This is a genomic window from Marinobacter halotolerans, assembly GCF_008795985.1.
GTDB classification, from domain to species: Bacteria; Pseudomonadota; Gammaproteobacteria; order Pseudomonadales; family Oleiphilaceae; genus Marinobacter; species Marinobacter halotolerans.
This window is the reverse complement of sequence record NZ_VMHP01000002.1, coordinates 1286320-1310930: the sequence shown is the minus strand read 5'-3', so window position 1 is coordinate 1310930 and position 24611 is coordinate 1286320. Positions and strand designations below refer to the sequence as shown.

Here is a 24611-nt window from a genome sequence, read left to right as displayed (position 1 = left end):
AAAAAGGAAATCCAAGATGCGAATCGGGCAGGGCTTTGATGTCCACGCGTTCTGTGAAGGTGATCATGTGATTCTCGGCGGCGTCACCATCCCATTTGAGAAAGGCATCAAGGCGCATTCCGATGGGGATGTCCTGCTACACGCCCTTGCGGATGCTCTGCTTGGTGCGGTTGCGCTGGGGGACATCGGCCACTTTTTCCCCGATACCAGTGATGAATGGGCCGGGGCGGACAGCCGCGACCTGCTCAGACGGGTAATGGAGCGGGTTCGGGAAGAGGGATTCCGTCCGGTCAACGTGGATGCCACCATTATTGCTCAGGCGCCAAAGATGGCCCCGCACATCCAGACCATGCGTCTGAATATTGCCGAGGACCTCAATCTCCCGGCTAATCGTGTCAGTGTAAAAGCCACCACCAGCGAACGGCTGGGTTTTACCGGCCGGGGCGAAGGCATTGCCTGCCAGGCGGTCTGTCTGCTTGAGCCGGAAACCCTGTGACTGACAGTGCGCACACTCCCGCAGCGTCTTTTGCTTCTGAAAGCGTAGGTCAGCAACGCTGGCAGTTGGACTGGCCCACCTCAGCCGGCAGTCGCGCGGCCCAGGCGGTGCTGAAGGAAAGTCCCGCCGATTTTGTGGTGGATGAACAACTGGACGTATCAAACTGCACTGGCGGCGAACATCTGTACCTGCGAATCGAGAAAGTCGGCGACAACACCGAGTTCGTCGCCAGGCAGCTTGCGGCAATGGCCGGGTGTCGGCATTTTGATGTTGGGTTTTGCGGTCTGAAGGATCGCCACGCGGTTACCCGTCAATGGTTCAGTGTTTACCGGCCTGGCCTTGAGGTCGAGGACAAAGAGCTGATTGAGCGAATCGCTGAAACCTGGCGTGTGCTCGACTCGTGCCGGGGCCAGAAGAAACTCCGACGGTCGGATCATCAGGGCAATGCCTTCCAAATCACCCTGACCGGCGTCAGCGGACAGAAGCCGGCTATTGACGATTCGCTGGAAAGGTTACGCAGAGACGGTTGTCCCAACTACTTCGGTCCCCAGCGGTTTGGTCATCAGGGTGGCAATCTCGACCAGGCAATCGCCATGGATCCGGCCAGAATGATCAGCGGTCGTGGCCGAAATGGCAGAAAACGAAAGCGCGGCCGGTCTTCCTCTGGCGGTGACGAGTCGAAAAACGTATTGTATTTTTCGGCGGCCCGTTCCTGGCTGTTCAACCAGGTGCTCGCCCATCGGGTTGAAGCGGGGAACTGGCAGAGTATTCTTGAGGGTGAGCCGGGGTTGCCTGGCGAGCCGGAACCGGTGGTGACAGGCCCAATGTGGGGCGACGGTGGCACTCAGGCCGATTCGGTTCAGGGCGAGCTTGAACGGGCGGTGGTGTCCGGGGCTCCAGAGGTTGAAGCAGTGTTTGCCTTGACCCGCATGAAGCCGGAACGCCGGCTGCTGGTTCTCAGGCCGCAAACGATGCAGTGGCAGTGGCTGGATACGGACCGGTTGCTGATCTCATTTGGTTTATCTCCCGGGCAGTACGCAACAACACTGCTCGGTGATGTGTTTGATCTGGTAGTAAGTGGAGGCGATTGTGCGAATTCTGTTGTCCAATGATGACGGTGTACATTCGCCCGGCCTGAAAGCCCTATACGACGGGCTTGAAGGGTTGGGCGAGCTGAGTGTGGTGGCACCGGACCGGGACCACAGTGGCGCCAGCAATGCGCTCACGCTTAACCGGCCGCTGACGGTCGAGAATCACCCAGGCGGGTTTCGGTCGGTGGATGGAACCCCGACCGACTGTGTTCACCTGGCGGTCAACGGCTTATTTGAACAGCCCTTTGATCGGGTGGTTTCAGGCATCAATACCCACGCCAACCTCGGTGACGACATTATCTACTCGGGTACAGTGGCGGCCGCGACCGAAGGCCGTCACCTGGGGCTTCCGGCCATTGCGGTGTCGCTGGTCAATGAGGGCCATTTCCACTATGAAACCGCCGCCCGGGTCATCCGGGTGCTGCTGGAAGGCACCGCTCCCATGACTCTGGGGCCGCGCTGCATCCTTAACGTGAATGTACCGGACCTACCCTGGGAGGCGCTGGCCGGTTTCCGTGTTACCCGTCTGGGCCACCGTGGCCGTGCCGAGGGAGCCGTGCCCATGACCTGCCCAAGAGGCAAGGCACGCTACTGGATAGGTGCTGCGGGTAAGGGCAGTGATGCCGGTGAAGGCACGGACTTTCAGGCGGTGCGGGACCATTTCGTGAGCATTACCCCGGTGCATGTGGATATGACCCGCCACGAGGCGCTTCCCTCCCTCCAGGATTGGGTGGAGCGCCTGAATCACGGGGTGGAAGGTGAGGGGAGTCGTTAATGGCCACAGAACTGGATGGCATCGGAATGACCTCCCGCCGCACACGCATGCGCCTTATTCAGAGACTACGGGAATCCGGTATTGTCGATGAGCAGGTGCTCACCGCCATGGCCAATGTGCCCCGGCATATATTTCTGGATGAGGCGCTGGCTCATCGGTCCTATGAGGATACCGCCCTGCCCATCGGTTACAGTCAGACTCTGTCACAGCCCTACATTGTGGCCCGGATGACGGAAGTGCTGATGAGGCACAAGCCTACACGGGTGCTTGAACTGGGCACCGGTTCGGGCTATCAGACAGCGATTCTTGCTGGTCTTGTCGATCAGGTGTTCAGTGTTGAACGCATCAAACCGTTGCAGGATCGCGCCCGGGACCGGATGAGAACGCTAGGGCTGCAAAATGTGCTTATGAAGCACGCCGATGGTGGCATGGGCTGGCCGGAAAAAGGGCCGTTTGACGGCATCATGGTGACGGCAGCACCCAGGGAAGTGCCGGAAGAGCTCAAGTCCCAGTTGGCCGACGGCGGCGTGATGGTGGTACCGATCGGCGAGCACACCCAAATGCTGACGGAAATCGTCCGTCAGGGCAACGAGTTCAAGGTAAACGAGGTCGAACCGGTACGCTTTGTTCCATTGCAGGCGGGTGTGATTCGTTGAGCAAGCTGCATCCAGACCGAGATCAACCGCTGTGGTCCGTAGTCCTTCGGGGTATCGCCATGGGTGCGGCCGATATCGTACCCGGAGTATCTGGCGGAACCATCGCATTCATTACGGGCATATATTTCCGTCTGTTGCAGGCCATCAGCGGGGCTCCCGAGGCCGTGGCAAGTCACCTTATCAAAGGGCATTTTCGGGCTTTCTGGCGCGCCTGTGACGGTACCTTCCTGCTTTGCCTGCTGGCAGGCATTCTTGCCAGTGTGGTTACCCTGGCCTCGGCCATCAGCTTTGCCCTGACCGAGTATCCGATCCAGATCTGGAGCTTTTTCTTCGGTCTGATTGTCGCCTCTGTCTGGCATGTCAGCCGCCAGATTCAGTCTTTGCAAGTGAATCTGATCGCTCCTTTCGTTGCTGGTGCCGTCTTCGCCTGGTGGGTAACCACCCTGACGGGTGTACCGCTGCAACCCTCTTGGATCATGTTTTTCGGAGCGGGCGCGCTGGCAATCTGCGCCATGATACTTCCCGGCATTTCAGGCTCGTTCATACTGGTGATCCTGGGCATGTACGCACCAGTCCTCGAAGCGATCCGGGCCCCGGAGATTGCGGTCCTGGCCATTTTTGCATCGGGCTGTCTGGTAGGGCTGCTCTCAGTGGCGCGTGTGATTACCTGGGCATTTTCCCGTTTCCACGATCCGGTGCTGGCGGTGCTAATTGGTTTCATGGTTGGATCCCTCAACAAAGTGTGGCCGTGGAAACAGACGCTGAGTTGGCGAACGAACAGTTCGGGCGAGCAGGTTCCGATGAATGAGGCCAGTGCTAGCCCTTTCAGCTATGCTGATCTGAGTGGACAGGATCCCCAGATCCTGATGGCCTGCGCATTCGCTGCAATGGGATTTCTGTTGGTGATCGGTATCGAATGGGGGGGAAAAAGACGGGATATCTGAGAGCCGGTTCACAGGAATTTTGAGACAAGTGTTACTTTTTTGGGCTGTCGTACTGTTCCGAGAGGTAACGAATCATGGTGCACAGTAACTTGGTTTCGCCCCGGAAATGTGCAATAAATTAGCGGGTTACCGGGAAAACCTGATCCGGGAACGCATTTTTTATACAAAAATAGATTAAAAGGTTTATTTTTATTCTCTTAAGACTGATGCGCAGGTTTTTTGCAGCGGTGTTTGCGACATCACTCTGGTGCCCCATGAGTGCCGACAAACGATCACGCTCAGAAGTCACTCCCGGGTTCCATCTTCGGAAATTTCTGTTGATGGGGGCTCTGGTCGCCACCTTTGGTCTGGTTGGCTGCAACACAAATTCTATCCATCAGGACGATCGTTATAATCCCCCCGTCTATTGGGGACGCCATGTTGTCGAGCGTGGCGAAACCCTCTACAGCATTGCCTGGCGCTATGGCCGCGACTATCGGGAACTGGGCGATGCCAATAATATTCCGCCGCCCTACAATCTTGAAGCCGGACAGGTATTGCGTCTGGATCAGCGTGGCAGTGTGTCGTCGACGTCCCGATCCTCAACGCAGGCGGCCCCGGCCAGACAGCCTTCGTCCAAGTCGTCCAAGCCAACCAGGACGAAGGCGTCTCCTGTCCCGAAGCCTGCCAGTCCACCCAGTTCCACCGATCATGGAAGTCAGACAGTCGCCGCTATCAACTGGCGCTGGCCACACGTTGGCACCGTAATTGCAGCATATTCTACGTCCGGAATGATCAACAAAGGTATTGATATTGCAGGGAATCCGGGCGACTCTGTTCGTGCAGCAGCAAGCGGAAATGTGGTGTACGCAGGGGACGGTCTGCTCGGTTATGGCAATCTGATCATCGTCAACCACAACAAGCAATACCTTAGTGCCTATGCCCATAATCGCAAGATACTGGTAAGAGAAGGGGAGGATGTAGCAGCCGGGCAGATCATCGCCGAGCTGGGAAGTAGCGGGACAAGTCGGCCAAAACTGCATTTCGAGATCAGGAAAAACGGCAAACCCGTGGATCCGATGCCGTACCTTCCGCCCAGATAGCCGGTCTGCTGTTTTAAAAAAGACAGATAGATGATAAAAACAAGAAACGAGCAAACAAAAACAAGCGGTGTAGACCGCAAACAGCCAACAGAAAATGTCCTGAACAAGAAAACCGATAAGAACAGGTGCTCAATACAATAAGAACTGCGAGCAAATATCCAGGATCATTGAAAGGCGGGGCAAGCGTTATGTCATCAGAGCAGGAAGAACTCATCATTGATCGCGTGGCCGACGTAGAAGAGTCAGACGATCAGCTGTTAGCAGAAGACAAGGTCGACAAGGAAGAAGCAGCCGATGCAGAGGTTGCTGCCAACGAAGACGATATTCCGGCCCAGGGCCGATACTTCACCAGCCAGAAGCAGCTGGATGCCACTCAGCTTTATCTCAACGAAATCGGATTTTCCCCACTACTGACTCCCGAAGAAGAAGTATATTTCGCGCGCCTTGCCCGCAAAGGACAGGAGTCAGGCCGAAAGCGCATGATCGAGAGTAACCTTCGTCTGGTGGTCAAGATTGCCCGCCGTTACGTGAATCGGGGGCTGACTCTACTTGATCTGATTGAAGAGGGTAATCTGGGCCTCATCCGGGCCGTTGAAAAGTTCGACCCCGAGCGTGGCTTCCGATTCTCTACCTACGCGACCTGGTGGATCCGTCAGACTATTGAGCGGGCCATTATGAATCAGACCCGCACTATCCGGTTGCCGATTCACGTGGTCAAGGAATTGAATCTTTACCTTCGCGCAGCGCGCGAGCTAACCCAGAAACTCGATCACGAGCCGTCGGCGGAAGAAATCGCCCAGATGGTAGACAAGCCCGTAGCCGACGTTAAGCGTATGTTGGGGCTGAATGAGCGCGTTGCCTCCATGGATACGCCAATCGGAAGCGGCGGTGAAAAATCATTACTGGACACGGTTGCTGATGAGGGCGCGTCTGATCCGGCTGATCTGCTGCAGGACAACAACATGTGTTCCTGCGTCGAAAAGTGGATTGACCAGCTCAGCGACAAGCAGCAGGAAGTGCTGTCCCGCCGGTTTGGCCTGCGTGGATACCCCATCAGTACGCTGGAAGAAGTAGGTCAGGAGATCGGTCTTACCCGGGAACGGGTTCGCCAGATTCAGGTTGAGGCTCTGCGCCGCCTTCGTGAAATTCTGGAGAAAGAGGGCCTGTCCGGCACTATGCTGTTCAAATAGATTCTACCCAAGATGAAAAGCCGGCCCTTTCGAGGGCCGGTTTTTTTTCGCCTGCACAAATGAGAACCAGCCCGCGAAAGATGCACTTTACATCCTGTTACACTTGGCTCGCCGGAGTGGGATAAGGGTGTCGAGCTTCGGTGAATCACCACAAACAAGATTTTATAATAGCGATCGAAAAGGAAAAGACGATGAAGAAGGCTCTATCAACCGCATTTGCTTCACTGCTCCTGTCTGCCTTACTCAGTGCCCCGGCAGCGGCAGTGGAAATCGAGGGTGTCGACGTTCCAGAGACGTATTCCGCCATGGGTACCGAGCTCAAACTGAACGGCGCCGGAACCCGGTCCAAGTGGTTTATGGACCTGTATGTCGGTGGTCTCTATGTGCCAAGCACCATCGATGACGGCCAGGCCATCATCAATGCTGACGAGCCCCAGGCCATTACTCTCCACATTATCTCGGGCATGATTACCAGCGACAAGATGAAGAGCGCTACCATGGAAGGCTTTGAGAACGCGACCGATGGTGATCTCGCTGCCATACAGAGCGAGGTTGATGCATTCCTCGACGTTTTCTCTGCAGAAATCCAGGAAGGCGATGTGTTCGATCTGGTTTACCTTCCGGGCGAGGGTACGCGCGTTCTCAAGAATGGTGAGCCAAAAGCGACAATCGGCGACCTTGAGTTCAAGAAAGCTTTGTTCGGTATCTGGCTGTCTGACAAGCCTGCACAGGAAGACCTGAAAGAGAAAATGCTGGGTCAGCGTTAATTCGCGACCTCAGTTACGGCAGTAGCTGATCCGCCCCGTCGCGGGCGGATCAGTCTCAATCCATGTAGTCCCGCTTATACCTGAACTCGCACAGATCCTCGATCTCGCAAGCACCACACCTGGGTTTACGTGCCGTACATGTGTATCGACCGTGAAGAATCAGCCAGTGGTGGGCATTCAGCAGGAATTCCCTGGGCACCAGCCGCATCAGACGCTTTTCCACCTCTAGAACGTTTTTACCCGGGGCAATACCGGTTCGGTTGGATACCCGGAATATATGGGTATCCACGGCCATGGCAGGCTGTCCGAAAGCGGTATTGAGTACCACGTTGGCGGTTTTTCTGCCCACGCCCGGCAGAGCTTCAAGATCCTCCCGGTTGTCCGGTACCTGGCTGTTGTGCTTTTCGATCAGGGCCTTGCAGGTTTTGATGACGTTTTCTGCCTTGCTGTTAAACAGGCCGATGGTCTTGATGTATTCCTTCAGCCCCTCCACGCCCAGCGCGTAGATTCCCTCAGGCGTGTTTGCCACGGGAAACAGCCGGGCGGTTGCCTTGTTTACCCCCACGTCCGTTGCCTGGGCTGAGAGTATCACCGCAATCAGCAGTTCGAACGGGTTTGTGTAGTTCAGCTCCGTGGTTGGCGACGGATTGGCGTCTCTCAGGCGGGAAAATATGGCCGTTCGTTTCTCTTTATTCATGACACATGCCCCGTCACGCGAACACGTTTGCTGCCTGCCTCGATCGGCTCTACAGAGGCTTTGCGAGCCTTGATCTGGTTATCAATTCCGTTTTTCAGAGCGATCAGCAACCCCAGCCCGATGAAGGCGCCCGGTGGCAGCACCATAAACAGGACGTTGGGATAGTTTTCCAGTGGGCGAATCGCCCAGTCGCCGGCAGCCGGGCCAAGGAGCAGGTCCATATCAGTCAGCAAGGTTCCCTGTCCAATCAGTTCTCGAATTGCGCCCAGCGCAATCAATACCACCAGAAACCCCAGGCCCATCATGAAGCCGTCAAGCAGGGCAGGAATGGGCGGATTTTTTGAGGCGAACGCATCCGCACGGCCCAGAATGGCGCAGTTGGTGACGATCAGCGGGATGAATATTCCCAGAATCTGATACAGCTCATAGGTATAGGCCTGCATAAGAAGTTCGGCGCAGGTAACGAACGAGGCAATGATCATTACAAAGGCCGGTAGCCGGACCGAATCGCCGACAAAATTACGGATCAGGGAGACCGCCAGGTTGGATCCCATCAGAACAAGCAGGGTCGCCAGGCCCAGACCAATTGCATTCACCACTGTGCTGGTGACGGCCAGCAGGGGGCACAGTCCGAGAACTTGTACCAGCGCCGGGTTGTTGGTCCAGAGGCCGTCGCGGATGATCTCCGAATTTGATTTGCTCGCCATGTCAGGAATGCTCCTCTGCCGATTCGTTACCTGCCAGTGCTTCCGGCGTGATTGGCTCGCTAGCGGGTGAGGGCGGCTCTCTCACGATGTCCCGAATCTGCCGGCGATGTTCGCGAAAGTAGACCAGTGTCCGTTCGACGGCGCTAACCACCGCCCGGGGGGTTATGGTAGCACCGGTGAACTGGTCGAATACGCCGCCATCCTTCTTGACGGCCCAGTTTTCAGGCTCGGGATTGTCCAGCGAGCGGCCCTCGAAGGTTAAGATCCAGTCCGATTTCTTGGTGTCGACCTTGTCACCCAATCCTGGTGTTTCCCGGTGGCTGGTGACCCGAACGCCCAGCACCGTGCCCTTCATGTTGATGCCAACCAGCAGATGGATTTCGCCGGAATAGCCGTCCGGAGCGGTAACCGGCAGGATCAGACCTGTCGGCCGAACGTCCCTGCGTGCCACCCAGGCTGTAATTGGCTTGCCGTTATTCATGGTATCGCTGGCCGGCAGGGTGACGGTGTCGGAGAGAATCCTGTTACTGATGCGGTCCTCTGGAATGATCTCGAAAAGGGCCCTGGCCTCGGCGCGGGCCACCTGCTGCTCGATCCGGTCTTCCGTCAGCGCCTGAGTAAGGGCGATGGTTCCGCCAGTAATCACGGCAAAAAGCCCGAGGCCGACGGCGTTTCGCCAGATGGATTGTCCAAGTGTGGCCATGGTTATCCCTGGTTCCTGCCCGGAATCCCGCGCCGGGCCTTGTGATGGCCATAAGTGCGGGGTGGTGTGTAATAGTCAATGAATGGCACGGCGAAGTTCATCAGCAGTACGGCGAAGGCGACAGCGTCCGGATACGCACCCCAGGTACGGATCAGGTAGACAAGAACGCCAATGCCCGCCCCATAGATCAATTTGCCCTGATGGCTGGTCGCGGCGGACACAGGGTCTGTGGCAATGAAAAATGCCCCCAGCATGGTGGCGCCCGCCAACAGGTGAATGGACAGAGGGGTATACAGATCCGCATTGGTGCCGAACACCACGCTCATGGCCGCAAGCCCGCCCAGTACGCTGACCGGTATATTCCAGGTGATGATGCGCATGAACAGCAGCCAGATCCCGCCTAAAAGGAAACCGGCGTTGACCCACTCCCAGCCACGGGCGACGCCCTCGCCAAAGGTGGGGTGTTGTAGTACCTCGGTCGAGGTCTGGGCGCTGATGTTATGTTTGTACTGGTCCAGCGGGGTGGCCATGGTGAAGGCGTCGATGGTGCTTTGCTGGCCTGACACAATAATATTCAGGGTTTCGAGCAGGCTCGGCGCCGACTGCCAGATCAGAGCCGGCTCCGCCCAGGTGGTGGTCATTGCCACGGGGAAAGAGATCAGTACCAGCGCGTAGCCCACCATGGCGGGGTTGAAGGGGTTAGAGCCCAGGCCGCCGTAAAGCTGTTTCGCCAGTATGATGGCGGCCAGAACCGCCACCGCCGACACCCACCAGGGCGCTAGAGGCGGCAGGGACAGCCCCAGAAGAAGCCCGGTCAGCGCTGCTGTGTTGTCCTTCAGGAAAAATGCGATTGGTCGCCCGCGTAGCCTTAACATGGCTGCTTCCGCCCCCAGGGCGAGCGCGATGCACCAGATCACGTTGATCAGGTTACCCCAACCAAAGAAAATGGTCTGGGCCAGCAGGCCCGGCAGAGTTGCCAGCATCACCCAGAGCATCAGGTTCGATGTGGGCCGGGCGCGCCGTGCATGGGGTGAGGTTTGTTGAGCTAGAGCCATCAGTTCCGGGCCTCGGCAAGCGCCTTTTCGGCACGTTTCACACGATCATGATTTTTCGCCACGGCCCGTTCGAGTTTCTCGACGTTGTCTGCGTTTTCGGCCCTGGCGTCTTCCAGCATGCTCTGCATGGTGTTGAGCTTGGCGGTGGCCTGGCTCAGCTGTTTTTCCAGCGCGTCAATATCCGGCGCTTGCTCGGTGGTTTCCACCTTGCTTTCCCCCTTGCTCTCCGGGGACACTGCAGGCGCAGCCGGTTGGCTGGCTTTGGCCTTCTTCCTGGCCAGAGCCTGTTCCACCAGAGCAGATTTCGCCGCGCGGTTGTCGGCCGCAGGGCTCTCCGGGCCAGCGTCCTCCGCCTCTGCCTGGTTTCTGGCTTGTGCCTCGGCAGCTGCTCTGGCGCGCTCCTTGCGGCGATCTTCTTTCTCCTGCTGTTCCCGCTCAAGCCTCGCCTGACGGGCCTCGAACCGCTCACGGGCCCGGTCAGCCTTGAGATGCTCGGCCCGCTGGACGCGAATCTCACCCTTCGCGGCACGGTAGTACTGGACCAGGGGGATTGAGCTGGGGCAGACGTAGGAGCAAATCCCGCATTCGATGCAGTCAAACAGGTTCAGGTGTTCGGCCTTCTCGTGTTCGCCAGCTTTGGAGTGCCAGAAAAGCTGCTGCGGAAGCAGTTCCATCGGGCAGGCCTCGGCGCACATCCCGCAGCGAATACAGGGCTGCTCCGGCGGTGGCGTGGGCAGTTCCTGCCCCGTTGCGGCAATAACGCAGTTGGTGGTTTTGACCACCGGCACAGAGGGCGTTTCAAGGGTGTAGCCCATCATGGGGCCGCCAAGAATCAGCCTACGCAACGCTTCTGATTCAAGCCCTGCCTGTGTCAGCAGGTGTTCGACCGGAGTCCCCAGCAGAACGTCGAAGGTTCCCGGGTTCGACAGGGCCCGGCCGGTGACGGTGGTGATTCTGGAGATCAGCGGCTCGCCATGCAGAACCGCCCGGGACACCGCAATAGCGGTGCCGGTATTCTGGCACATCACCCCGATGTCCGCGGGGATGCCGCCACTGGGAACTTCCATGCCGGTCAGAATCTGGATCAGTTGTTTTTCACCGCCGGACGGGTACTTGGTGGGTATAACCACCACCTCCGTCTGGGTGCCCTCCGTCGCTTTCCGGATTGCTGCGACAGCTTCGGGTTTGTTGTCTTCGATGGCGACAATGCAGCGCTCGGGCCGCAGAATCCAGGCCATTATCCTTAGCCCGGTCACAATCTCGTCGGCACGTTCCCGCATTGCCATATCATCGGCGGTGATATAGGGCTCGCACTCCGCACCATTGAGAATCAGGGTGTTGACCTTGCGGTCTTTTGGCGGGCGCAGTTTTACATCGGTAGGAAAGCCGGCACCGCCAAGGCCGGCAATGCCGGACTCGCGAATGCGCTGGAGAACGGCTTCCCGGGTCAGCGAACGATAGTCGGTCATCGGGTCCCGTTCCGCCCACTCTTCCTGCCCATCGGGGATCAGCGTAATGCACCAGTCGCTCATACCGGAGGGATGGGGCACCGGCTGCATAGAGATTGCCTCAATGTTGCCGGAGGTTGGAGCGTGAACGGGAACGCCAAAGGCTCCGGTGACTTTTGCAATTGGCTGGCCCTTCAGAACACGCTCGCCCACAGACACACAGGCCTCCGCCGGCGCACCGATATGCTGTTGAAGCGGCAGAACCAGCCGCTCTGGCAGCGTTGGTGTCTCAATTGGGCGGGTGGTTGACAGGTACTTGTTTTCCGCCGGATGAATGCCGCCACTGAAATCCCAGAGTTGTGTCATCAGGCGCTCTCTCTGGTCTGATCCGGAACCATTCGGTCGGTGGCAATAATGCCCGGCTCCGGCGGTCTCCAGGTCCAGCTGTGGATGTCTGGCTCCAGGGTGACCATATCAATGCAGTCGACGGGGCAGGGGTCGACGCACAGATCACAGCCGGTGCATTCGCTCTCGATCACGGTATGCATCTGCTTGGCAGCGCCCAGAATGGCATCCACCGGACAGGCCTGAATGCACTTGGTGCAGCCGATGCATTCATCCTCGCGAATTACGGCAACGCGCTTTTCCTGTTCAACACCGTGCTCTGCGTCCAGCGGCTGGGGTTCCACATCCAGCAGGTCGGCCAGCGCCTTGATGGTGGATTCGCCCCCGGGAGGGCATTTATTGATGGCATCGCCGTTGGCAATGGATTCGGCATAGGGGCGACAGCCGGGAAAGCCGCACTGGCCGCATTGGGTCTGGGGCAGCAGCGAGTCGATCTGCTCGACAACCGGGTCCCCCTCAACTTTAAAACGCTCGGAGGCGAAGCCCAGAAGGGCACCAAAAACGGCGGCCAGTGCCAGCAGGACCACAACAGCAATCAGTATGCTTGTCCACATAATCAAACGCTCCGTCAGACACTGACCAGGCCGGTAAAGCCCATGAAGGCCAATGCCATTAGCCCGGCCGTTACCATGCCAATGGCGGCCCCCTGAAAGGCAACCGGCACGTCAGCGACGGCAATCCGCTCCCGCAGGGCGGCAAAAAGCACCAGCACCAGTGAGAAACCGGCAGCCGCCCCGAAGCCGTAAAGAACCGACTCAACAAAATTATTGTTTTTGTTGAGGTTCAGCAGGGCAACACCCAGAACGGCACAGTTGGTGGTGATCAGCGGCAGGAATATTCCCAGCACCCGATAGAGTAACGGGCTGGTTTTGCGAACGACCATCTCGGTGAACTGCACCACCACGGCGATTACCAGAATGAAGGTGATGGTCTTGAGAAAGGCCAGATCCAGCGGTTCCAAAAGGTAGGTATACGCCAGGTAACTGCACACTGATGCCAGCGTCAGCACGAAGGTAGTGGCCAGAGACATGCCCATAGCGGTCTCCAGCTTCCCGGAGACACCCATAAAAGGGCATAACCCGAGAAACTGAACCAGCACGAAATTATTGACCAGAATGGTGCTGACAAGAATCAGCAGGTATTCACTCATCCATTCTCTCCGTCATCTCTGGCCTACATGATCCGCATGCCGGGGGTGGCGCCGGAGTCCGGCGACAGGATATAGATCTCTTTACCACCAGGGCCGGCCGCAAGCACCATGCCTTCCGAAAGACCAAACTTCATCTTGCGGGGCTTCAGGTTGGCCACCATGACCGTCAGGCGCCCGGTCAGTTCCTCGGGTTCGTAGGCGGACTTGATGCCAGCAAAGACATTGCGCTCGCCGAGGCCGATGTCAAGGGTCAGCTGCAGAAGCTTGTCTGCGCCGTCAACCCGCTCTGCTTTGACAATCTTCGCCACCCTGAGATCCACCTTGGCGAAAGCGTCAAAATCGATTTCATCCGCCAGTGGCTCCGGTGCTTTGGCTTCGCTTTGTTCCGGGGCCTCGGCGGGCGAGCCGGAACCAGCGGCAGGCATTTCCTGCTTCGAGGCATCCAGCATCTTTTCAATTTGCGCCATATCCACCCGGTTCATCAGCGGCTTGAACTTGTTGATGTCGTGATTCTCGAGACGATTGCCACGGTTGTTCCAGTCCAGAGGCGCATTGAGAAACGCTTCAGAAGCCTTTGCCGTTTCCGGAAGGGCCGGCGCCAGATAGGTCATCAGCAGGCGGAACATATTGATGGCGTTGGTGCAGATCGCCTGCAGCCGGTCGTCCTGGCCTTCCTGCTTGGCAATGACCCAGGGCTGCTCGTCGTTCACGTACTGGTTGGCAATGTCGGCCAGCTCCATGATGCGCCTCATGGCGCGACCGAATTCACGGGCCTCGTAATAGTTCGCGATTTCCTCGCCAGCATTGATGAATTCTTTGAGCTTGTCGTGTTCCGTCACTGTGCCCAGTTTGCCGTCGAAGCGTTTGGTGATAAACCCGGCGCTGCGGCTGGCAATGTTCACTACCTTGCCCACCAGGTCCGAATTCACTCGCGCGGCGAAATCTTCCAGGTTCAGGTCCATATCATCGACGCCGCCGGTCAGCTTCGATGCGAAATAATAGCGCAGGTACTCCGGATTCAGGTGATCCAGGTAGGTACGTGCCATGATGAAGGTGCCCCGTGACTTGGACATCTTCTTGCCGTTAACCGTAACAAAACCGTGGGACCAGACCGCAGACGGCGTGCGGAACCCGGAACTGTGGAGCATCGAGGGCCAGAACAGCGCGTGGAAGTTGATGATGTCCTTGCCGATGAAGTGATAGACCTCAGCGGTGGAATCGGCCTTCCAGAAGTGTTCGAAGTCGATGTCTTCCCGGTCGCACAGGTTCTTGAAGCTGGCCAGGTAGCCAATAGGCGCGTCCAGCCAGACATAGAAATACTTGCCCGGAGCATCCGGAATCTCGAAGCCGAAATAGGGCGCGTCCCGGCTGATGTCCCACTCCTGCAGTCCGGCGTCCAGCCACTCTGCCAACTTGTTGGCAACCTGTGGCTGAAGCGTGCCGCTGCGGGTCCATTTGGCGAGAAAATCCGCAAACTCCGGCAGCCGGAAGAAATAGTGCTCGGATTCCTTTTCAACAGGCGTAGCACCAGACACCGCCGAGCGGGGATTGATCAGTTCCGCCGGCGTGTAGGTCGCGCCACAGGCCTCACAGTTGTCGCCGTACTGATCCTCGGTCTTGCACTTTGGGCAAGTACCCTTGATGAAACGATCCGCCAGAAACATCTGCTTTTCCGGATCGTAGGACTGGGTGATCTTGCGGGTCGCTATGTGCCCGTTGTTCTGCAGTTGCCGATAGATGTACTCGGAAAACTGGCGGTTTTCCTCGGAATGGGTGGTGTAGTAGTTGTCGAAGTGGATATGAAAACCGGAAAAATCCTCCTGGTGTTCCTGGCGGATCCGGTCAATCAGCTGCTCCGATGAAATGCCTTCCCGCTCGGCCCGCAACATAATAGCGGTGCCATGGGCATCGTCTGCGCAAACGTAATAGCAGTTCTCGCCCCGCATCTTCTGATAGCGCACCCAGATATCCGTCTGGATATATTCCAGCAGATGGCCCAGATGAATCGGGCCATTGGCATAGGGAAGGGCGCTGGTTACCAGAATATCCCGCTGTTGACTGGAGTTCGCTTGAGTCATGGTGTCTTCCGAACCTTCATTCGTGAATAAGTGGGGGCATATGGCCAGAAACGGGCACAGATGATACCTTCCAAGCAGATATTTTTCACCCGAAACACCCGGTTCCGGGCACATTTAAAGTGCCGGAGCCCACTCCCGGAGACACCGATGACCCAGATTTCACAGCTGGCCCTTGAAATGGCCGTTAAACAGTATCGGGATCCCTACCTGAGCAAAGACCTGTACGAGCTTGATGCCGTGAAATCCCTGGCCGCTGACGAGACGGGAAAGGTCACGGTCAGAATCGAACTGCCATACGCTTCGAAAGGCATTGCGGGTGCCATCAAGGAACTGGTGGGTAACGCCCTGGAAGACGTCGACGGCGTTCAGAGTGCGGACGTTCAGGTCAGCCAGCGCATCCATTCCCACAAAGGCCAGAAAGACATCGCATCCGTGCCGGGCGTAAAGAACATCATCGCCGTGGCCTCCGGCAAGGGCGGCGTGGGCAAATCCACCACCGCCGTTAACCTGGCCCTGGCACTGCACGCCGAAGGCGCCCGGGTCGGCATTCTCGACGCAGACATCTACGGCCCCAGCATCGGCATGATGCTGGGCGTACCCGAAGGCAAACGCCCTGAAACCCGCGAGCAGAAATATTTCGTGCCCATGGAAGCCCATGGCCTGCAGGCCAACTCCATGGCCTTCGTGGTCACCGACAAAACCCCCATGGTCTGGCGCGGCCCCATGGTCAGCGGCGCGGTGATGCAACTGCTGCAACAGACCCTGTGGAACGAACTGGATTACCTGATCCTCGACATGCCGCCGGGTACCGGCGACATCCAGCTGACCATCGCCCAGAAAGTCCCGGTCACCGGCGCGGTCATCGTGACCACCCCCCAGGACATCGCACTGCTGGACGGAAAGAAAGGCATCGAAATGTTCCGCAAGGTGGAAATCCCCGTGCTGGGCGTGGTTGAAAACATGAGCATCCACATCTGCAGCAACTGCGGCCACGAAGAACCCCTGTTCGGCCACGGTGGCGGCGAGCGCATTGCCGAGGAATACGACACCACCTTGCTGGGCCAGCTCCCACTGCACATGACCATCCGTGAGCAGACCGACGGTGGTACGCCCTCGGTGGTTGCGGAACCGGATTCTGAAGTGGCGAGACGGTATAAGGATATTGCGCGCAGAGTCAGTGCGGAGCTGTCTACTCGGGAAAGGCACCTGACCGGTTCTATTTCGAGCGTCTCTGTTAGCGAGCACTGAACACCGAGATTCGGCACGGCGAAGTGGAGTCCCCGACAAGAGTCAGATCGCGGCCGCGGAGAGGGTGAGTTCGAAACTGTGAAAAACATGGATGTTTTTCTCAAGCCTACAGGGACGTATTCGCGGCGTGTTTCGAACTGACCCTCTCCGTGGCCGCAGCCCCGAGTCAAACGGTAGATAGACGCCGCCAAAGCTTCGACAGTCACCCGCCGAACAGGTAAACTACTGCCACTTTTTCAGACGGAAACGAGACACCACCAATGAGCATAAAGTCCGACCACTGGATCCGCCGGATGGCCCAGGAACAGGGAATGATTGAGCCATTCGAATTTGATCAGGTCCGCGAGAACGAAAAAGGCCGGGTCATCTCCTATGGAACGTCCAGCTACGGCTATGATGTGCGTTGCAGCAACGAATTCAAAATCTTCACCAACGTCCACTCGGCCACCGTCGATCCCAAGAATTTCGACGAAAACAGCTTCGTTAACTACACCGGTGACGTCTGCATAATCCCGCCCAACTCCTTTGCGCTGGCACGCACCGTCGAATATTTCCGGATTCCCCGGAGCACGCTCACCATCTGCCTGGGCAAGTCCACCTATGCTCGTTGCGGCATCATCGTGAACGTTACTCCCCTGGAGCCGGAGTGGGAAGGACAGGTAACCCTGGAATTTTCCAACACCACCAACCTGCCTGCGAAAATTTACGCCAACGAAGGCGTGGCGCAGATGCTGTTCTTCGAATCCGATGAAGTCTGCGCAACCAGCTACAAGGACCGCGGCGGTAAATACCTGGGGCAGACAGGCGTGACTCTTCCCCGAACCTGATTCCCCGAACCCCAAGGCCTCGCACATGACCGGAATTGCCCCCAAGTGAACGCCAACCAGTTTCTTAAAGCCGTGTCCCAGCTTCAGGGATGGCGGGAGTTCACGTTTCTTATGGCGCTGGCGGAGCGGTCATTCCCCAACTATGCCCTTTTTGCCGATGCGGTAGGCCTGAAGACCGGCGGCAAAATGCGGCAATTGCTCGATCTTAGCTGGGAAATGCTGCAAAAAGACGCCTCCGAAGCGGCCATTCCCCAACTTCTGGCCAAACTGGAAACCCTTTCCCCGGATGTGAACGCCTACGACGCCTATGGCGTCTATCCGGCGTTCGATTTCTGCCAGCTTCTGGAGCAGGCACTGCTGAACCGCCTGAATCCTTCTAAGCACCGGGCTACAGAAGCATCCCAGATGGCCACCGCCACCGTGATGAATTTTATCGAACTGTCGGAAGGGGAAGACCTCGACGAGGACGAGCTGGTCCGCTTGCTGGAGCAGCACCCGCTGATGAAAGAAGACAAAGTGTTCCAGCGGGAGCTGGTGCTGGAATTCAAACGCCAGCGCACACCGACCACCCAGTTTGTTGAACGCATTCGCACTGACGCCGCCAACGACGGTGTCAGCAACCTGGGAATATCCCTGAGCGACTGATATGAAGTTTTCGAATTTCGGACAGAAGTTTACCGCCGATTCCGGGATTACCTCACTGATGGATGACCTGGGTAACGCGCTCGCCTCCGGTGACGACATGATCATGATGGGCGGGGGCAACCCCGGCCATATCCCGGAGATCCAGCAGCGGGTTCAGCAGATTCTCGGTGACATGAGCCGCAGTGAAGACGATGTGCGCCGGGTGGTGGGAATCTACGATCCGCCCCAGGGCGAAAAGCATTTCATTGCCTCTCTGGTGGACCTGCTGAATAGCGAATATGGCTGGGGGCTGAAGCCGGGAAATATCGCCCTGACCAATGGCAGCCAGGCCGCTTTCTTCATGCTCTTCAACATGTTTGGCGGCCGGTACGGCGAGGACCAGCACAAGCACATTCTGCTGCCTCTGGCGCCGGAATACATTGGCTACGCCGATGCGGGCATCGAGCCGGATCTGTTCCGGGCGGTGCAGCCGGATATCTCTTTTACTGATGCCCACGAATTCAAGTACCGGGTGGATTTTGATGCCGTGGAAGTAACCGGTGAAACCGGTGCGATCTGTGTATCCCGGCCCACCAACCCGACGGGCAACGTGATTACCGATGAAGAGTTGAATCGGCTCGAAGCCATGGCGCGGCAGCACGATATTCCACTGATCGTCGACGGCGCCTACGGCACCCCCTTTCCCAGCCTGATGTTTGTAGACGCCACACCCCACTGGAACGATCAGATTATACTTTGCCTGAGTCTGTCCAAGCTGGGCCTTCCGGCGGCGAGAACCGGCATCGTGATAGCGTCAGAGCCGGTGATCAAGGCGCTGTCGAGTATCAACGCCATCATGAACCTGGCGACCGGCAGTTTTGGCGCCATGGTGGCCGAGCCGCTGGTAAAGTCCGGCGAGATCCTGGCGCTCAGTCGCGATGTCGTCTGTCCGTTTTATCGGGCAAAAATGGAAAAAGCGGTCACCGTATTCCGTGAGGCAATGGGTGAGGACACCTGCCGCTGGTATGTCCACAAACCCGAAGGCGCCATGTTTTTATGGCTGTGGTTCCCGGACCTTCCCATTACAAGCCTGGAGCTTTACCAACGGTTAAAGGCCAGAGGCGTGTTGGTGGTATCCGGGCATTATTTCTTCCCGGGCCTGCCGGATGATGGTTGGAAGCACCGTCATGAATGCCTGCGAGTGACCTATTCCCAGGACGATGACCGGGTCGCAGAGGGTCTTCGCATCATTGCCGATGAGGTGAAATCACTCAGGGCTTGAAAGTCGCCTCGTCGATGCTGAGTTCATACTCGCTGCCATCGGGCTCTACCTGCAGCAGCCGAACCAGCAGGAAATTCTGGTCCGGAGCGAACCACATCAGGGTCTTGCGTTTACTGTCGCTTGCTCGCACCTTTTCTGTTTTGACCGTCTGTATCGAATCTCCGCTGGCATTGATGGTTTCTTCATCAATGACGGCAAACCGATCGGTGTCGTAGTCGCCCTTGTCGATTACCCGGTAGGTCATTTCCGTTTTGCCATCTTTGATGTCCTGACGCAACTGCAACTGGTAGCCCATCGGGTCCATTGCGCCTTTCTCCAGCGGTAGCGAGAATTTGTCGCCGCGGTAATGGCCGGTGGCGCGTCCGTTTTCCCAGTCAAAATCGATGGCCTGCTTGCGGTCTTTGATCAGAAACCCTGAAAGACTGTAACGATAACGCAGTGGCACCACCTGCCCATCCTCCCACCGAAAGATCAGAGACTCGTCGATATCGGCGATGAAGGAATCCACATCGGTTCGATACACCCAGGTGCTATCGTCCCGCTGCTGCAGCGAGCGACGGGCAGACCCGTCCAGGGTGATGCCCTTTTCCATGGATGCCTTGTAGCTGACTTCCAGGGGCACCAATGACGCCTCCGAGCCTTTCTCAGAGGCTGAGGCAATGCCGGTAGCGACTAGCAGAAGCAGGGTAAGGGGCAGTTTCATCATGGTCGTCGTCCGTTCCGAATTCGTTAGCCATACCAGCATAACGCCTGTCCGGCGCCCGGACGATGACGATATGTTTAATCAGCCGCCAGCAGTTGCGGGCTCGTCCGGAAGCACCATGGGTTGATCCAGGGGCTGGCCGTCAAAGATGACCTGGTCTGAGCCCAGCTGTATGCGGCCTTCGCAAAACCATTTGACCACAATCGGGTAGAGCAGGTGTTCCTTCGCCTGGACTTTCTCCGCCAGGGTCTCGGCAGTATCGTCCCAGGCAATCTGAACCTGGGCCTGGGCGATGACCGGGCCGCCATCCAGCTGTTCCGTAACGAAATGGATGGATGTGCCGTGAATGCTGTCTCCGGCGTCCAGCGCCCGTTGATGGGTGTTCAGGCCGGTATATTTGGGCAGCAGTGAGGGGTGGACATTAAGCAGGGTCCCGCGCAGGGCGCGAACGAAGTCCGTGGTCAGGATCCGCATGAAGCCTGCCAGAAGGATGAGGTCCGGATTGCGTCGGCGAATTTCTGCCATCAGCATGCCGTCGAACTCTTCCCGTGTGTCATAGCGGGTATGATCGACCGTGAAGTGCTCGATATTGGCCTGGGCGGCCCGCTCAAGGGCGAAGGCGTTGGGCCGGTTACAGCCCACCGCCACGATCTTGCCGGGAAAATCCCGTTCCTGGCTGGCGTCAATCAGCGCCTGCAGGTTGGTTCCGGCGCCGGAGGCCAGTACGAGGATGCGCGGAGCGTCTACCGGATCTGCCTTCATACCGCCAACAGCCCCGGTGCATAACGCACAGATGCGGACGCCGAGTTATCTTCGGCGGCCTCGATTTCGCCCACTTGCCAGGCGTTCTCGCCCAGCGCGTTCAGGGTGTCCAGCGCCAATTCTTTCTGGTTGGCTGGCACGCAGACGATCATGCCGATTCCGCAGTTAAAGGTCCGGTACATTTCCTCGCTGGCGACGCCGCCAGCATTCTTCAGCCATTCAAACACGGCCGGAAGTTCCCAGCTGGCCGTATCAATGGCGGCAACCGTGCCATCCGGTAGTACTCTCGGGATATTTTCGGGAAGTCCGCCCCCCGTGATGTGGGACAGGGCGCGCACATCCACTTCCTTGATCAGCTGAAGCAGATTTTTCACGTAGATGCGGGTGGGCGCCATCAGCGCATTCGCCAGGGTAGTTCCGCCAATGGTCTGGTCCAGATCGGCGTTGCTGACCTCCAGAATCTTGCGGATCAGCGAGTACCCGTTGGAGTGGGGCCCAGAGGAACCCAGGGCCAGCAGAACATCGCCCGCCTGTACCCGGTTGCCATCAATGATCTCGCTGCGCTCGGCGATACCCACGCAGAAGCCAGCCAGATCGTAATCGTCGCCTTCATACATGCCGGGCATTTCGGCGGTTTCACCACCCACAAGGGCACAGCCGGACAGCTCGCAGCCCCGACCGATTCCGTCTACCACCTGGGCCGCGACATCGACATTGAGTTTGCCGGTGGCGTAATAGTCGAGGAAAAAGAGCGGTTCGGCACCACCAACCACCAGGTCATTCACGCACATGGCCACCAGATCAATGCCGATGGTGTCGTGTTTCTGAAGCTGCATGGCCAGGCGCAGCTTGGTGCCCACGCCATCCGTACCGGAAACCATCACCGGCTCACGATAACCCGGGGGTATAGCCACCATGGCACCGAAGCCACCCAGGCCACCGAGGACTTCCGGTCGGCGGGTCCTGGCAGCGGTGTTCTTGATCCGGTTGACGAGTTCGTTGCCCGCGTCGATGTCAACGCCAGCGTCGCGGTAGGTGAGGGAGGGCTTGTCTTCGCTCATGGGGTGATTAACCAGTTGGGCTGTGGAATTGGGATAAGAGACAGGCGGCGGATTTTAACAGGTGCGGGATGGGGCTCCAAATGCAATTGTTTATTGAAATCTGGCAATCCCCGGTTGCTACTTTCAGCCTGGACCATGGTGTATCCTAGGCGGCATTCACACGATTTCCAGGAAGATTCATGCAAGGCTCAGGAATGTCCCCGATGGGAATAGCGAAGAAAATCGGCCGTGTAGCCGCCATGCTCGCAACGACGTTGCTGTTTGCGGCACCGGTTTCAGCGGTCACCGTGCCCGGGCTCTATTCGGTTGAAGTGCCCGTGTCCAGCTCCCAGCCGGACGACCTGGCCCAGGGCTATGCCGATGGCCTGAGCCGGGTGTTCGTCAGAGTGTCCGGTTCCCAGGACGTGCTTGCCCAGGAGGGCGCCCAGGCATTGCTGGACGACGCGGAATCCCTGCTTCAGTCCTACCAGTTCCTTCGTTCCGAGGATGGAAACCGATTACAGATGGCCTTTGGCGCCGTGGGTGTAAACAGGGCCCTGGCCTCAATTGACGCGCCGGTCTGGGGAGCTAATCGGCCACTGATTCTTGCCTGGATTGCGGTCGAGGCCAATGGTTCCCGGACGCTGCTCCACCAGATCGCGACCCCGGAAGAAAAATCGATCTGGCGGGATGCCTTCATGAAAGCGGCCGAGAATCGCGGCCTCCCGGTGGCACTGCCACCTGCCAGTTACGCTGATCGTCGTGAACTGATGTCTGATATCTGGGGCCAGTTTACCGGTAATGTCCGGTCGGCATCGGAAACGCTCAACCACGATTTGATTTCCCTTGTCCGCGTCAGCCGCGCGGGGAGTGAATGGCGCGCGGGCTGGGTGTTCGACGGGATGGAGCTTGGCGGAGCGGAGCAGTCAGTGACGGCCTCTGATCCGCAGGCACTGGCCTCTGCGGTGGTAGGCGAGTGGGCCAGCACCTTCGCAAAACGCTATGCGGTAGACAGTGACGACGTGGGCGAATCACCACAGGTGGAGATTGTACTGCATGGCATCAGTGGCTTTGCAGATTACGCCGGTGCAAACCGAGCGCTTAAAAATCTTTCACCCGTCCAGAGCGCTGATGCGACAGGAACCAGGAATGGCAAAGTTACCCTTAGAGTGACCTTCTCCGGTGAAATAGAGCAGCTTAAACGTTATATCGCGCTGGACCCTCGCCTGGTTCCACTCTCCGAGGCCGAGGTTTCGCGACTTCCCGCAGATCCGGAGCAGAACAACGGCGGCCCTGACGGCCAGAAGCCAGCCCCGTCGATAAACGCAGCTCCGGCCAGTCAGTTGCCGGGCTCTGCTTCAACATCTTCGCCAGTCACTGTAAACGGAACGTCGCCCATAGCGGGGACGTCTTCCAATGCATTCTATGATGCTGAAATGCTGATGGCGGAAGAGGAAGATGCCGAGAAGGCCTTCGAGTCACTTTACCAGGTGCTTCATTATCGCTGGCAGTCCGCAACGTCCGTCGTGTCGGGCGGTGCAGGCGAGAGCCGCGATTAATCAGGCAGCCTGAGGCTTCGGGGGAGACCGCTATGAGTCAGAACTGGCGCTGGATTCCGAACGCGCTGACGTTCCTGCGGCTCCTGCTGGTATTGCCCTTTGCCGTCGCACTCGGGTCGAGGGATTATAGTGTTGCATTGATTATCTTTTTTGTTGCCGCCGCTACCGATGCTTTCGACGGCTTCCTTGCCCGGGCGTTTAACTGGCACTCGCGGCTGGGGGCCATCGCTGATCCCCTTGCAGACAAGGCTCTGCTGATTGCGGCGTACCTTATGCTGACGCTCACCGGGGTGCTTCCGCAGTGGCTTTTCTGGCTGATACTTGGGCGGGATCTGTTGATCGTCTGTGGCGGTCTGGCCTATCACTACGGCATCGGACGATTCGACATGCAGCCGAGCCTGCCGGGCAAGTTTAATACCATGATCCAGATTTTGGTGGCGCTCGCCATCATTGTGCTGCTGGCGGGTCTGCCGATGCAGCCCTGGGTAATAGAGGTGGGCATCGATCTGGTGGCCGCGTCAGCGGTCCTAAGCGGTGCCCATTACCTGGTTGTCTGGGGTTTGAAAGCCTGGAGGGCCGTTCAGTCGTGAGCGCAGGACAGCTAGCGCTGGGCGTGAAACTGAGGGACGACGCCCGGTTCGACAATTTTCACGGCGAACGCAATTCAACAGCGTCGGCCCGCCTAAGGGCGGCAGTCGAGCAGGGCAGTTCCATCCCCTCAATTATTGTGTGTGGTGATCAGGATACGGGCAAAAGCCACCTGCTGCAGGCGGTCTGCCATCTCGCCGAGCAGTCACAGCGCCCCGCCGTGTGCCTGAGCATGGAGGAGTTCCTGCCCTTCGGGCCGGAGGCACTGAGTGGCCTGGAGATGAATGACGTTGTCTGCCTTGACGACCTTGATACCATTGCCGGTCGACCGGAATGGGAGGAAGCCGTCTTTCATCTGTATAATCGCGTCAATGATCAGGGCGGGCAGTTGGTGATCAGTCTGACGGATCTGCCCGCAGACTTGCCATTCCTGCTTCCTGACCTTATCTCCCGTCTTCAGCACGGCCTGCAGGTGCAGATGGGAATTAACCGGGATGACGATCGCATGCGCATCCTGGTGGCCAGGGCCGAGCAGCGGGGGCTGAGTGTCAATGAGGACGTGGCGGCTTTTATTCTGAAGCGGGCACCGCGACGGCTGGCAGATCTGCTGGCGGTATTGGACAGGCTTGATGACAATTCACTGAAGGCGCAGAGGCGACTGACCATCCCGTTTGTGAAGTCGGTGATGGACTGGTAATGAACATCGGACGAAACAAACACCACAGAAGGGAGGG

General features: G+C 57.9%; 26 protein-coding genes. 15 read left to right on the top strand and 11 right to left on the bottom strand.

Features of this window, described 5'->3' with window-relative positions:
* Positions 1-16 precede the first annotated feature (16 nt).
* The 8 genes from ispF (at position 17) to FPL19_RS16340 (ending at position 7001) form a co-directional block, all read left to right on the top strand.
* Positions 17-496, top strand: a complete 480-nt coding sequence (gene ispF / locus FPL19_RS16375) for a 2-C-methyl-D-erythritol 2,4-cyclodiphosphate synthase (RefSeq protein WP_150914097.1) — start codon at positions 17-19, stop codon at positions 494-496.
* On the top strand, positions 493-1608 hold the full coding sequence (gene truD / locus FPL19_RS16370; RefSeq protein ID WP_150914095.1) for a tRNA pseudouridine(13) synthase TruD: 1116 nt from the start codon (positions 493-495) through the stop codon (positions 1606-1608). Before ispF ends, truD begins: the two co-directional genes overlap by 4 nt.
* Entirely contained in the window at positions 1586-2362 is a 777-nt protein-coding gene (gene surE, locus FPL19_RS16365; protein WP_150914093.1) for a 5'/3'-nucleotidase SurE, read from the top strand. Before truD ends, surE begins: the two co-directional genes overlap by 23 nt.
* Complete coding sequence (locus FPL19_RS16360; protein WP_150914091.1) at positions 2362-3018, top strand: protein-L-isoaspartate(D-aspartate) O-methyltransferase; 657 nt, start codon at positions 2362-2364, stop codon at positions 3016-3018. The genes surE and FPL19_RS16360 overlap by 1 nt, the downstream gene beginning before the upstream one ends.
* Positions 3019-3077: 59 nt before the next feature.
* Entirely contained in the window at positions 3078-3962 is an 885-nt protein-coding gene (locus FPL19_RS16355; protein ID WP_150914088.1) for a DUF368 domain-containing protein, read from the top strand.
* Between the two features lie 320 nt (positions 3963-4282).
* Entirely contained in the window at positions 4283-5044 is a 762-nt protein-coding gene (locus FPL19_RS16350; protein WP_191965309.1) for a peptidoglycan DD-metalloendopeptidase family protein, read from the top strand.
* A 188-nt stretch (positions 5045-5232) separates the two neighbouring features.
* The gene (gene rpoS, locus FPL19_RS16345; RefSeq protein WP_150914084.1) at positions 5233-6234 is read left to right on the top strand and encodes an RNA polymerase sigma factor RpoS; all 1002 of its coding nucleotides are present in this window, start codon (positions 5233-5235) and stop codon (positions 6232-6234) included.
* Between the two features lie 191 nt (positions 6235-6425).
* Complete coding sequence (locus FPL19_RS16340; RefSeq protein ID WP_150914082.1) at positions 6426-7001, top strand: chalcone isomerase family protein; 576 nt, start codon at positions 6426-6428, stop codon at positions 6999-7001.
* Positions 7002-7056: 55 nt separating this feature from the next.
* Here the strand turns inward: FPL19_RS16340 and nth are convergent, their stop codons facing one another.
* Genes nth through metG form a run of 8 tightly spaced genes read right to left on the bottom strand, consistent with a single transcriptional unit; the run spans position 7057 to position 15244 of the window.
* A complete protein-coding gene (nth, locus tag FPL19_RS16335) occupies positions 7057-7698 on the bottom strand; it encodes an endonuclease III (protein ID WP_150914080.1) in 642 nt (213 codons plus the stop codon).
* The gene (locus FPL19_RS16330) at positions 7695-8405 is read right to left on the bottom strand and encodes an electron transport complex subunit E (protein WP_150914078.1); all 711 of its coding nucleotides are present in this window, start codon (positions 8403-8405) and stop codon (positions 7695-7697) included. The genes nth and FPL19_RS16330 overlap by 4 nt, the downstream gene beginning before the upstream one ends.
* 1 nt (position 8406) lies before the next feature.
* Positions 8407-9108 (bottom strand): electron transport complex subunit RsxG, encoded by a 702-nt coding sequence (gene rsxG / locus FPL19_RS16325; protein WP_150914076.1) that lies wholly within the window; start codon positions 9106-9108, stop codon positions 8407-8409.
* 2 nt (positions 9109-9110) lie between these two features.
* Entirely contained in the window at positions 9111-10163 is a 1053-nt protein-coding gene (gene rsxD, locus FPL19_RS16320; protein WP_150914074.1) for an electron transport complex subunit RsxD, read from the bottom strand.
* On the bottom strand, positions 10163-11977 hold the full coding sequence (gene rsxC / locus FPL19_RS16315; protein WP_150914072.1) for an electron transport complex subunit RsxC: 1815 nt from the start codon (positions 11975-11977) through the stop codon (positions 10163-10165). The genes rsxD and rsxC overlap by 1 nt, the downstream gene beginning before the upstream one ends.
* A complete protein-coding gene (gene rsxB / locus FPL19_RS16310) occupies positions 11977-12570 on the bottom strand; it encodes an electron transport complex subunit RsxB (protein ID WP_150914070.1) in 594 nt (197 codons plus the stop codon). Before rsxB ends, rsxC begins: the two co-directional genes overlap by 1 nt.
* 14 nt (positions 12571-12584) lie before the next feature.
* On the bottom strand, positions 12585-13166 hold the full coding sequence (rsxA, locus tag FPL19_RS16305) for an electron transport complex subunit RsxA (protein ID WP_150914068.1): 582 nt from the start codon (positions 13164-13166) through the stop codon (positions 12585-12587).
* A 23-nt stretch (positions 13167-13189) separates the two neighbouring features.
* Positions 13190-15244, bottom strand: a complete 2055-nt coding sequence (metG, locus tag FPL19_RS16300; RefSeq protein ID WP_150914067.1) for a methionine--tRNA ligase — start codon at positions 15242-15244, stop codon at positions 13190-13192.
* A gap of 147 nt (positions 15245-15391) precedes the next feature.
* Here metG and apbC point away from each other — a divergent pair, with 147 nt between their 5' ends.
* The 4 genes from apbC (at position 15392) to FPL19_RS16280 (ending at position 19225) form a co-directional block, all read left to right on the top strand.
* The gene (gene apbC / locus FPL19_RS16295) at positions 15392-16492 is read left to right on the top strand and encodes an iron-sulfur cluster carrier protein ApbC (protein WP_150914065.1); all 1101 of its coding nucleotides are present in this window, start codon (positions 15392-15394) and stop codon (positions 16490-16492) included.
* Positions 16493-16752: 260 nt separating this feature from the next.
* Entirely contained in the window at positions 16753-17319 is a 567-nt protein-coding gene (dcd, locus tag FPL19_RS16290; protein WP_150914063.1) for a dCTP deaminase, read from the top strand.
* A 45-nt stretch (positions 17320-17364) separates the two neighbouring features.
* A complete protein-coding gene (locus tag FPL19_RS16285) occupies positions 17365-17964 on the top strand; it encodes a YjaG family protein (protein WP_150914061.1) in 600 nt (199 codons plus the stop codon).
* Between the two features lies 1 nt (position 17965).
* Entirely contained in the window at positions 17966-19225 is a 1260-nt protein-coding gene (locus FPL19_RS16280) for a valine--pyruvate transaminase (RefSeq protein ID WP_150914059.1), read from the top strand.
* Here the strand turns inward: FPL19_RS16280 and FPL19_RS16275 are convergent.
* From FPL19_RS16275 to purM, 3 genes are all read right to left on the bottom strand, one after another.
* Positions 19215-19931, bottom strand: a complete 717-nt coding sequence (locus FPL19_RS16275) for a DUF3108 domain-containing protein (protein ID WP_150914057.1) — start codon at positions 19929-19931, stop codon at positions 19215-19217. The genes FPL19_RS16280 and FPL19_RS16275 overlap by 11 nt on opposite strands.
* 78 nt (positions 19932-20009) lie before the next feature.
* Positions 20010-20690: a phosphoribosylglycinamide formyltransferase gene (gene purN, locus FPL19_RS16270; protein ID WP_150914055.1), complete on the bottom strand. Its 681-nt coding sequence runs from the start codon at positions 20688-20690 to the stop codon at positions 20010-20012.
* Positions 20687-21751 carry a phosphoribosylformylglycinamidine cyclo-ligase gene (gene purM / locus FPL19_RS16265; protein WP_150914053.1) on the bottom strand — a complete coding sequence of 355 codons (1065 nt, stop codon included), beginning with the start codon at positions 21749-21751 and terminating at the stop codon, positions 20687-20689. Before purM ends, purN begins: the two co-directional genes overlap by 4 nt.
* Before the next feature lie 179 nt (positions 21752-21930).
* Here purM and FPL19_RS16260 point away from each other — a divergent pair, with 179 nt between their 5' ends.
* From FPL19_RS16260 to hda, 3 genes are read left to right on the top strand one after another with little or no spacing between them, the layout of a single operon-like run.
* Positions 21931-23289 (top strand): DUF2066 domain-containing protein, encoded by a 1359-nt coding sequence (locus FPL19_RS16260; RefSeq protein ID WP_225314459.1) that lies wholly within the window; start codon positions 21931-21933, stop codon positions 23287-23289.
* 32 nt (positions 23290-23321) lie between these two features.
* The gene (locus tag FPL19_RS16255; RefSeq protein ID WP_150914051.1) at positions 23322-23879 is read left to right on the top strand and encodes a CDP-alcohol phosphatidyltransferase family protein; all 558 of its coding nucleotides are present in this window, start codon (positions 23322-23324) and stop codon (positions 23877-23879) included.
* On the top strand, positions 23876-24574 hold the full coding sequence (gene hda, locus FPL19_RS16250; protein WP_150914049.1) for a DnaA regulatory inactivator Hda: 699 nt from the start codon (positions 23876-23878) through the stop codon (positions 24572-24574). The genes FPL19_RS16255 and hda overlap by 4 nt, the downstream gene beginning before the upstream one ends.
* Positions 24575-24611: the final 37 nt, after the last annotated feature.

What these genes read in the sequence shown, in the direction of transcription:
- FPL19_RS16340 (WP_150914082.1), top strand. Translation starts at nt 6,426, where the DNA reads ATGAAGAAGGCTCTATCAACCGCATTTGCTTCACTGCTCCTGTCTGCC.
- rsxC (WP_150914072.1), bottom strand. Translation starts at nt 11,977, where the DNA reads ATGACACAACTCTGGGATTTCAGTGGCGGCATTCATCCGGCGGAAAAC.
- FPL19_RS16330 (WP_150914078.1), bottom strand. Translation starts at nt 8,405, where the DNA reads ATGGCGAGCAAATCAAATTCGGAGATCATCCGCGACGGCCTCTGGACC.
- dcd (WP_150914063.1), top strand. Translation starts at nt 16,753, where the DNA reads ATGAGCATAAAGTCCGACCACTGGATCCGCCGGATGGCCCAGGAACAG.
- apbC (WP_150914065.1), top strand. Translation starts at nt 15,392, where the DNA reads ATGACCCAGATTTCACAGCTGGCCCTTGAAATGGCCGTTAAACAGTAT.
- rsxA (WP_150914068.1), bottom strand. Translation starts at nt 13,166, where the DNA reads ATGAGTGAATACCTGCTGATTCTTGTCAGCACCATTCTGGTCAATAAT.
- FPL19_RS16360 (WP_150914091.1), top strand. Translation starts at nt 2,362, where the DNA reads ATGGCCACAGAACTGGATGGCATCGGAATGACCTCCCGCCGCACACGC.
- FPL19_RS16280 (WP_150914059.1), top strand. Translation starts at nt 17,966, where the DNA reads ATGAAGTTTTCGAATTTCGGACAGAAGTTTACCGCCGATTCCGGGATT.
- rsxD (WP_150914074.1), bottom strand. Translation starts at nt 10,163, where the DNA reads ATGGCTCTAGCTCAACAAACCTCACCCCATGCACGGCGCGCCCGGCCC.
- FPL19_RS16350 (WP_191965309.1), top strand. Translation starts at nt 4,283, where the DNA reads ATGGGGGCTCTGGTCGCCACCTTTGGTCTGGTTGGCTGCAACACAAAT.
- FPL19_RS16255 (WP_150914051.1), top strand. Translation starts at nt 23,322, where the DNA reads ATGAGTCAGAACTGGCGCTGGATTCCGAACGCGCTGACGTTCCTGCGG.
- FPL19_RS16260 (WP_225314459.1), top strand. Translation starts at nt 21,931, where the DNA reads ATGCAAGGCTCAGGAATGTCCCCGATGGGAATAGCGAAGAAAATCGGC.
- FPL19_RS16355 (WP_150914088.1), top strand. Translation starts at nt 3,078, where the DNA reads ATGGGTGCGGCCGATATCGTACCCGGAGTATCTGGCGGAACCATCGCA.
- rsxG (WP_150914076.1), bottom strand. Translation starts at nt 9,108, where the DNA reads ATGGCCACACTTGGACAATCCATCTGGCGAAACGCCGTCGGCCTCGGG.
- purM (WP_150914053.1), bottom strand. Translation starts at nt 21,751, where the DNA reads ATGAGCGAAGACAAGCCCTCCCTCACCTACCGCGACGCTGGCGTTGAC.
- metG (WP_150914067.1), bottom strand. Translation starts at nt 15,244, where the DNA reads ATGACTCAAGCGAACTCCAGTCAACAGCGGGATATTCTGGTAACCAGC.
- ispF (WP_150914097.1), top strand. Translation starts at nt 17, where the DNA reads ATGCGAATCGGGCAGGGCTTTGATGTCCACGCGTTCTGTGAAGGTGAT.
- rsxB (WP_150914070.1), bottom strand. Translation starts at nt 12,570, where the DNA reads ATGTGGACAAGCATACTGATTGCTGTTGTGGTCCTGCTGGCACTGGCC.
- FPL19_RS16275 (WP_150914057.1), bottom strand. Translation starts at nt 19,931, where the DNA reads ATGATGAAACTGCCCCTTACCCTGCTTCTGCTAGTCGCTACCGGCATT.
- rpoS (WP_150914084.1), top strand. Translation starts at nt 5,233, where the DNA reads ATGTCATCAGAGCAGGAAGAACTCATCATTGATCGCGTGGCCGACGTA.
- purN (WP_150914055.1), bottom strand. Translation starts at nt 20,690, where the DNA reads ATGAAGGCAGATCCGGTAGACGCTCCGCGCATCCTCGTACTGGCCTCC.
- nth (WP_150914080.1), bottom strand. Translation starts at nt 7,698, where the DNA reads ATGAATAAAGAGAAACGAACGGCCATATTTTCCCGCCTGAGAGACGCC.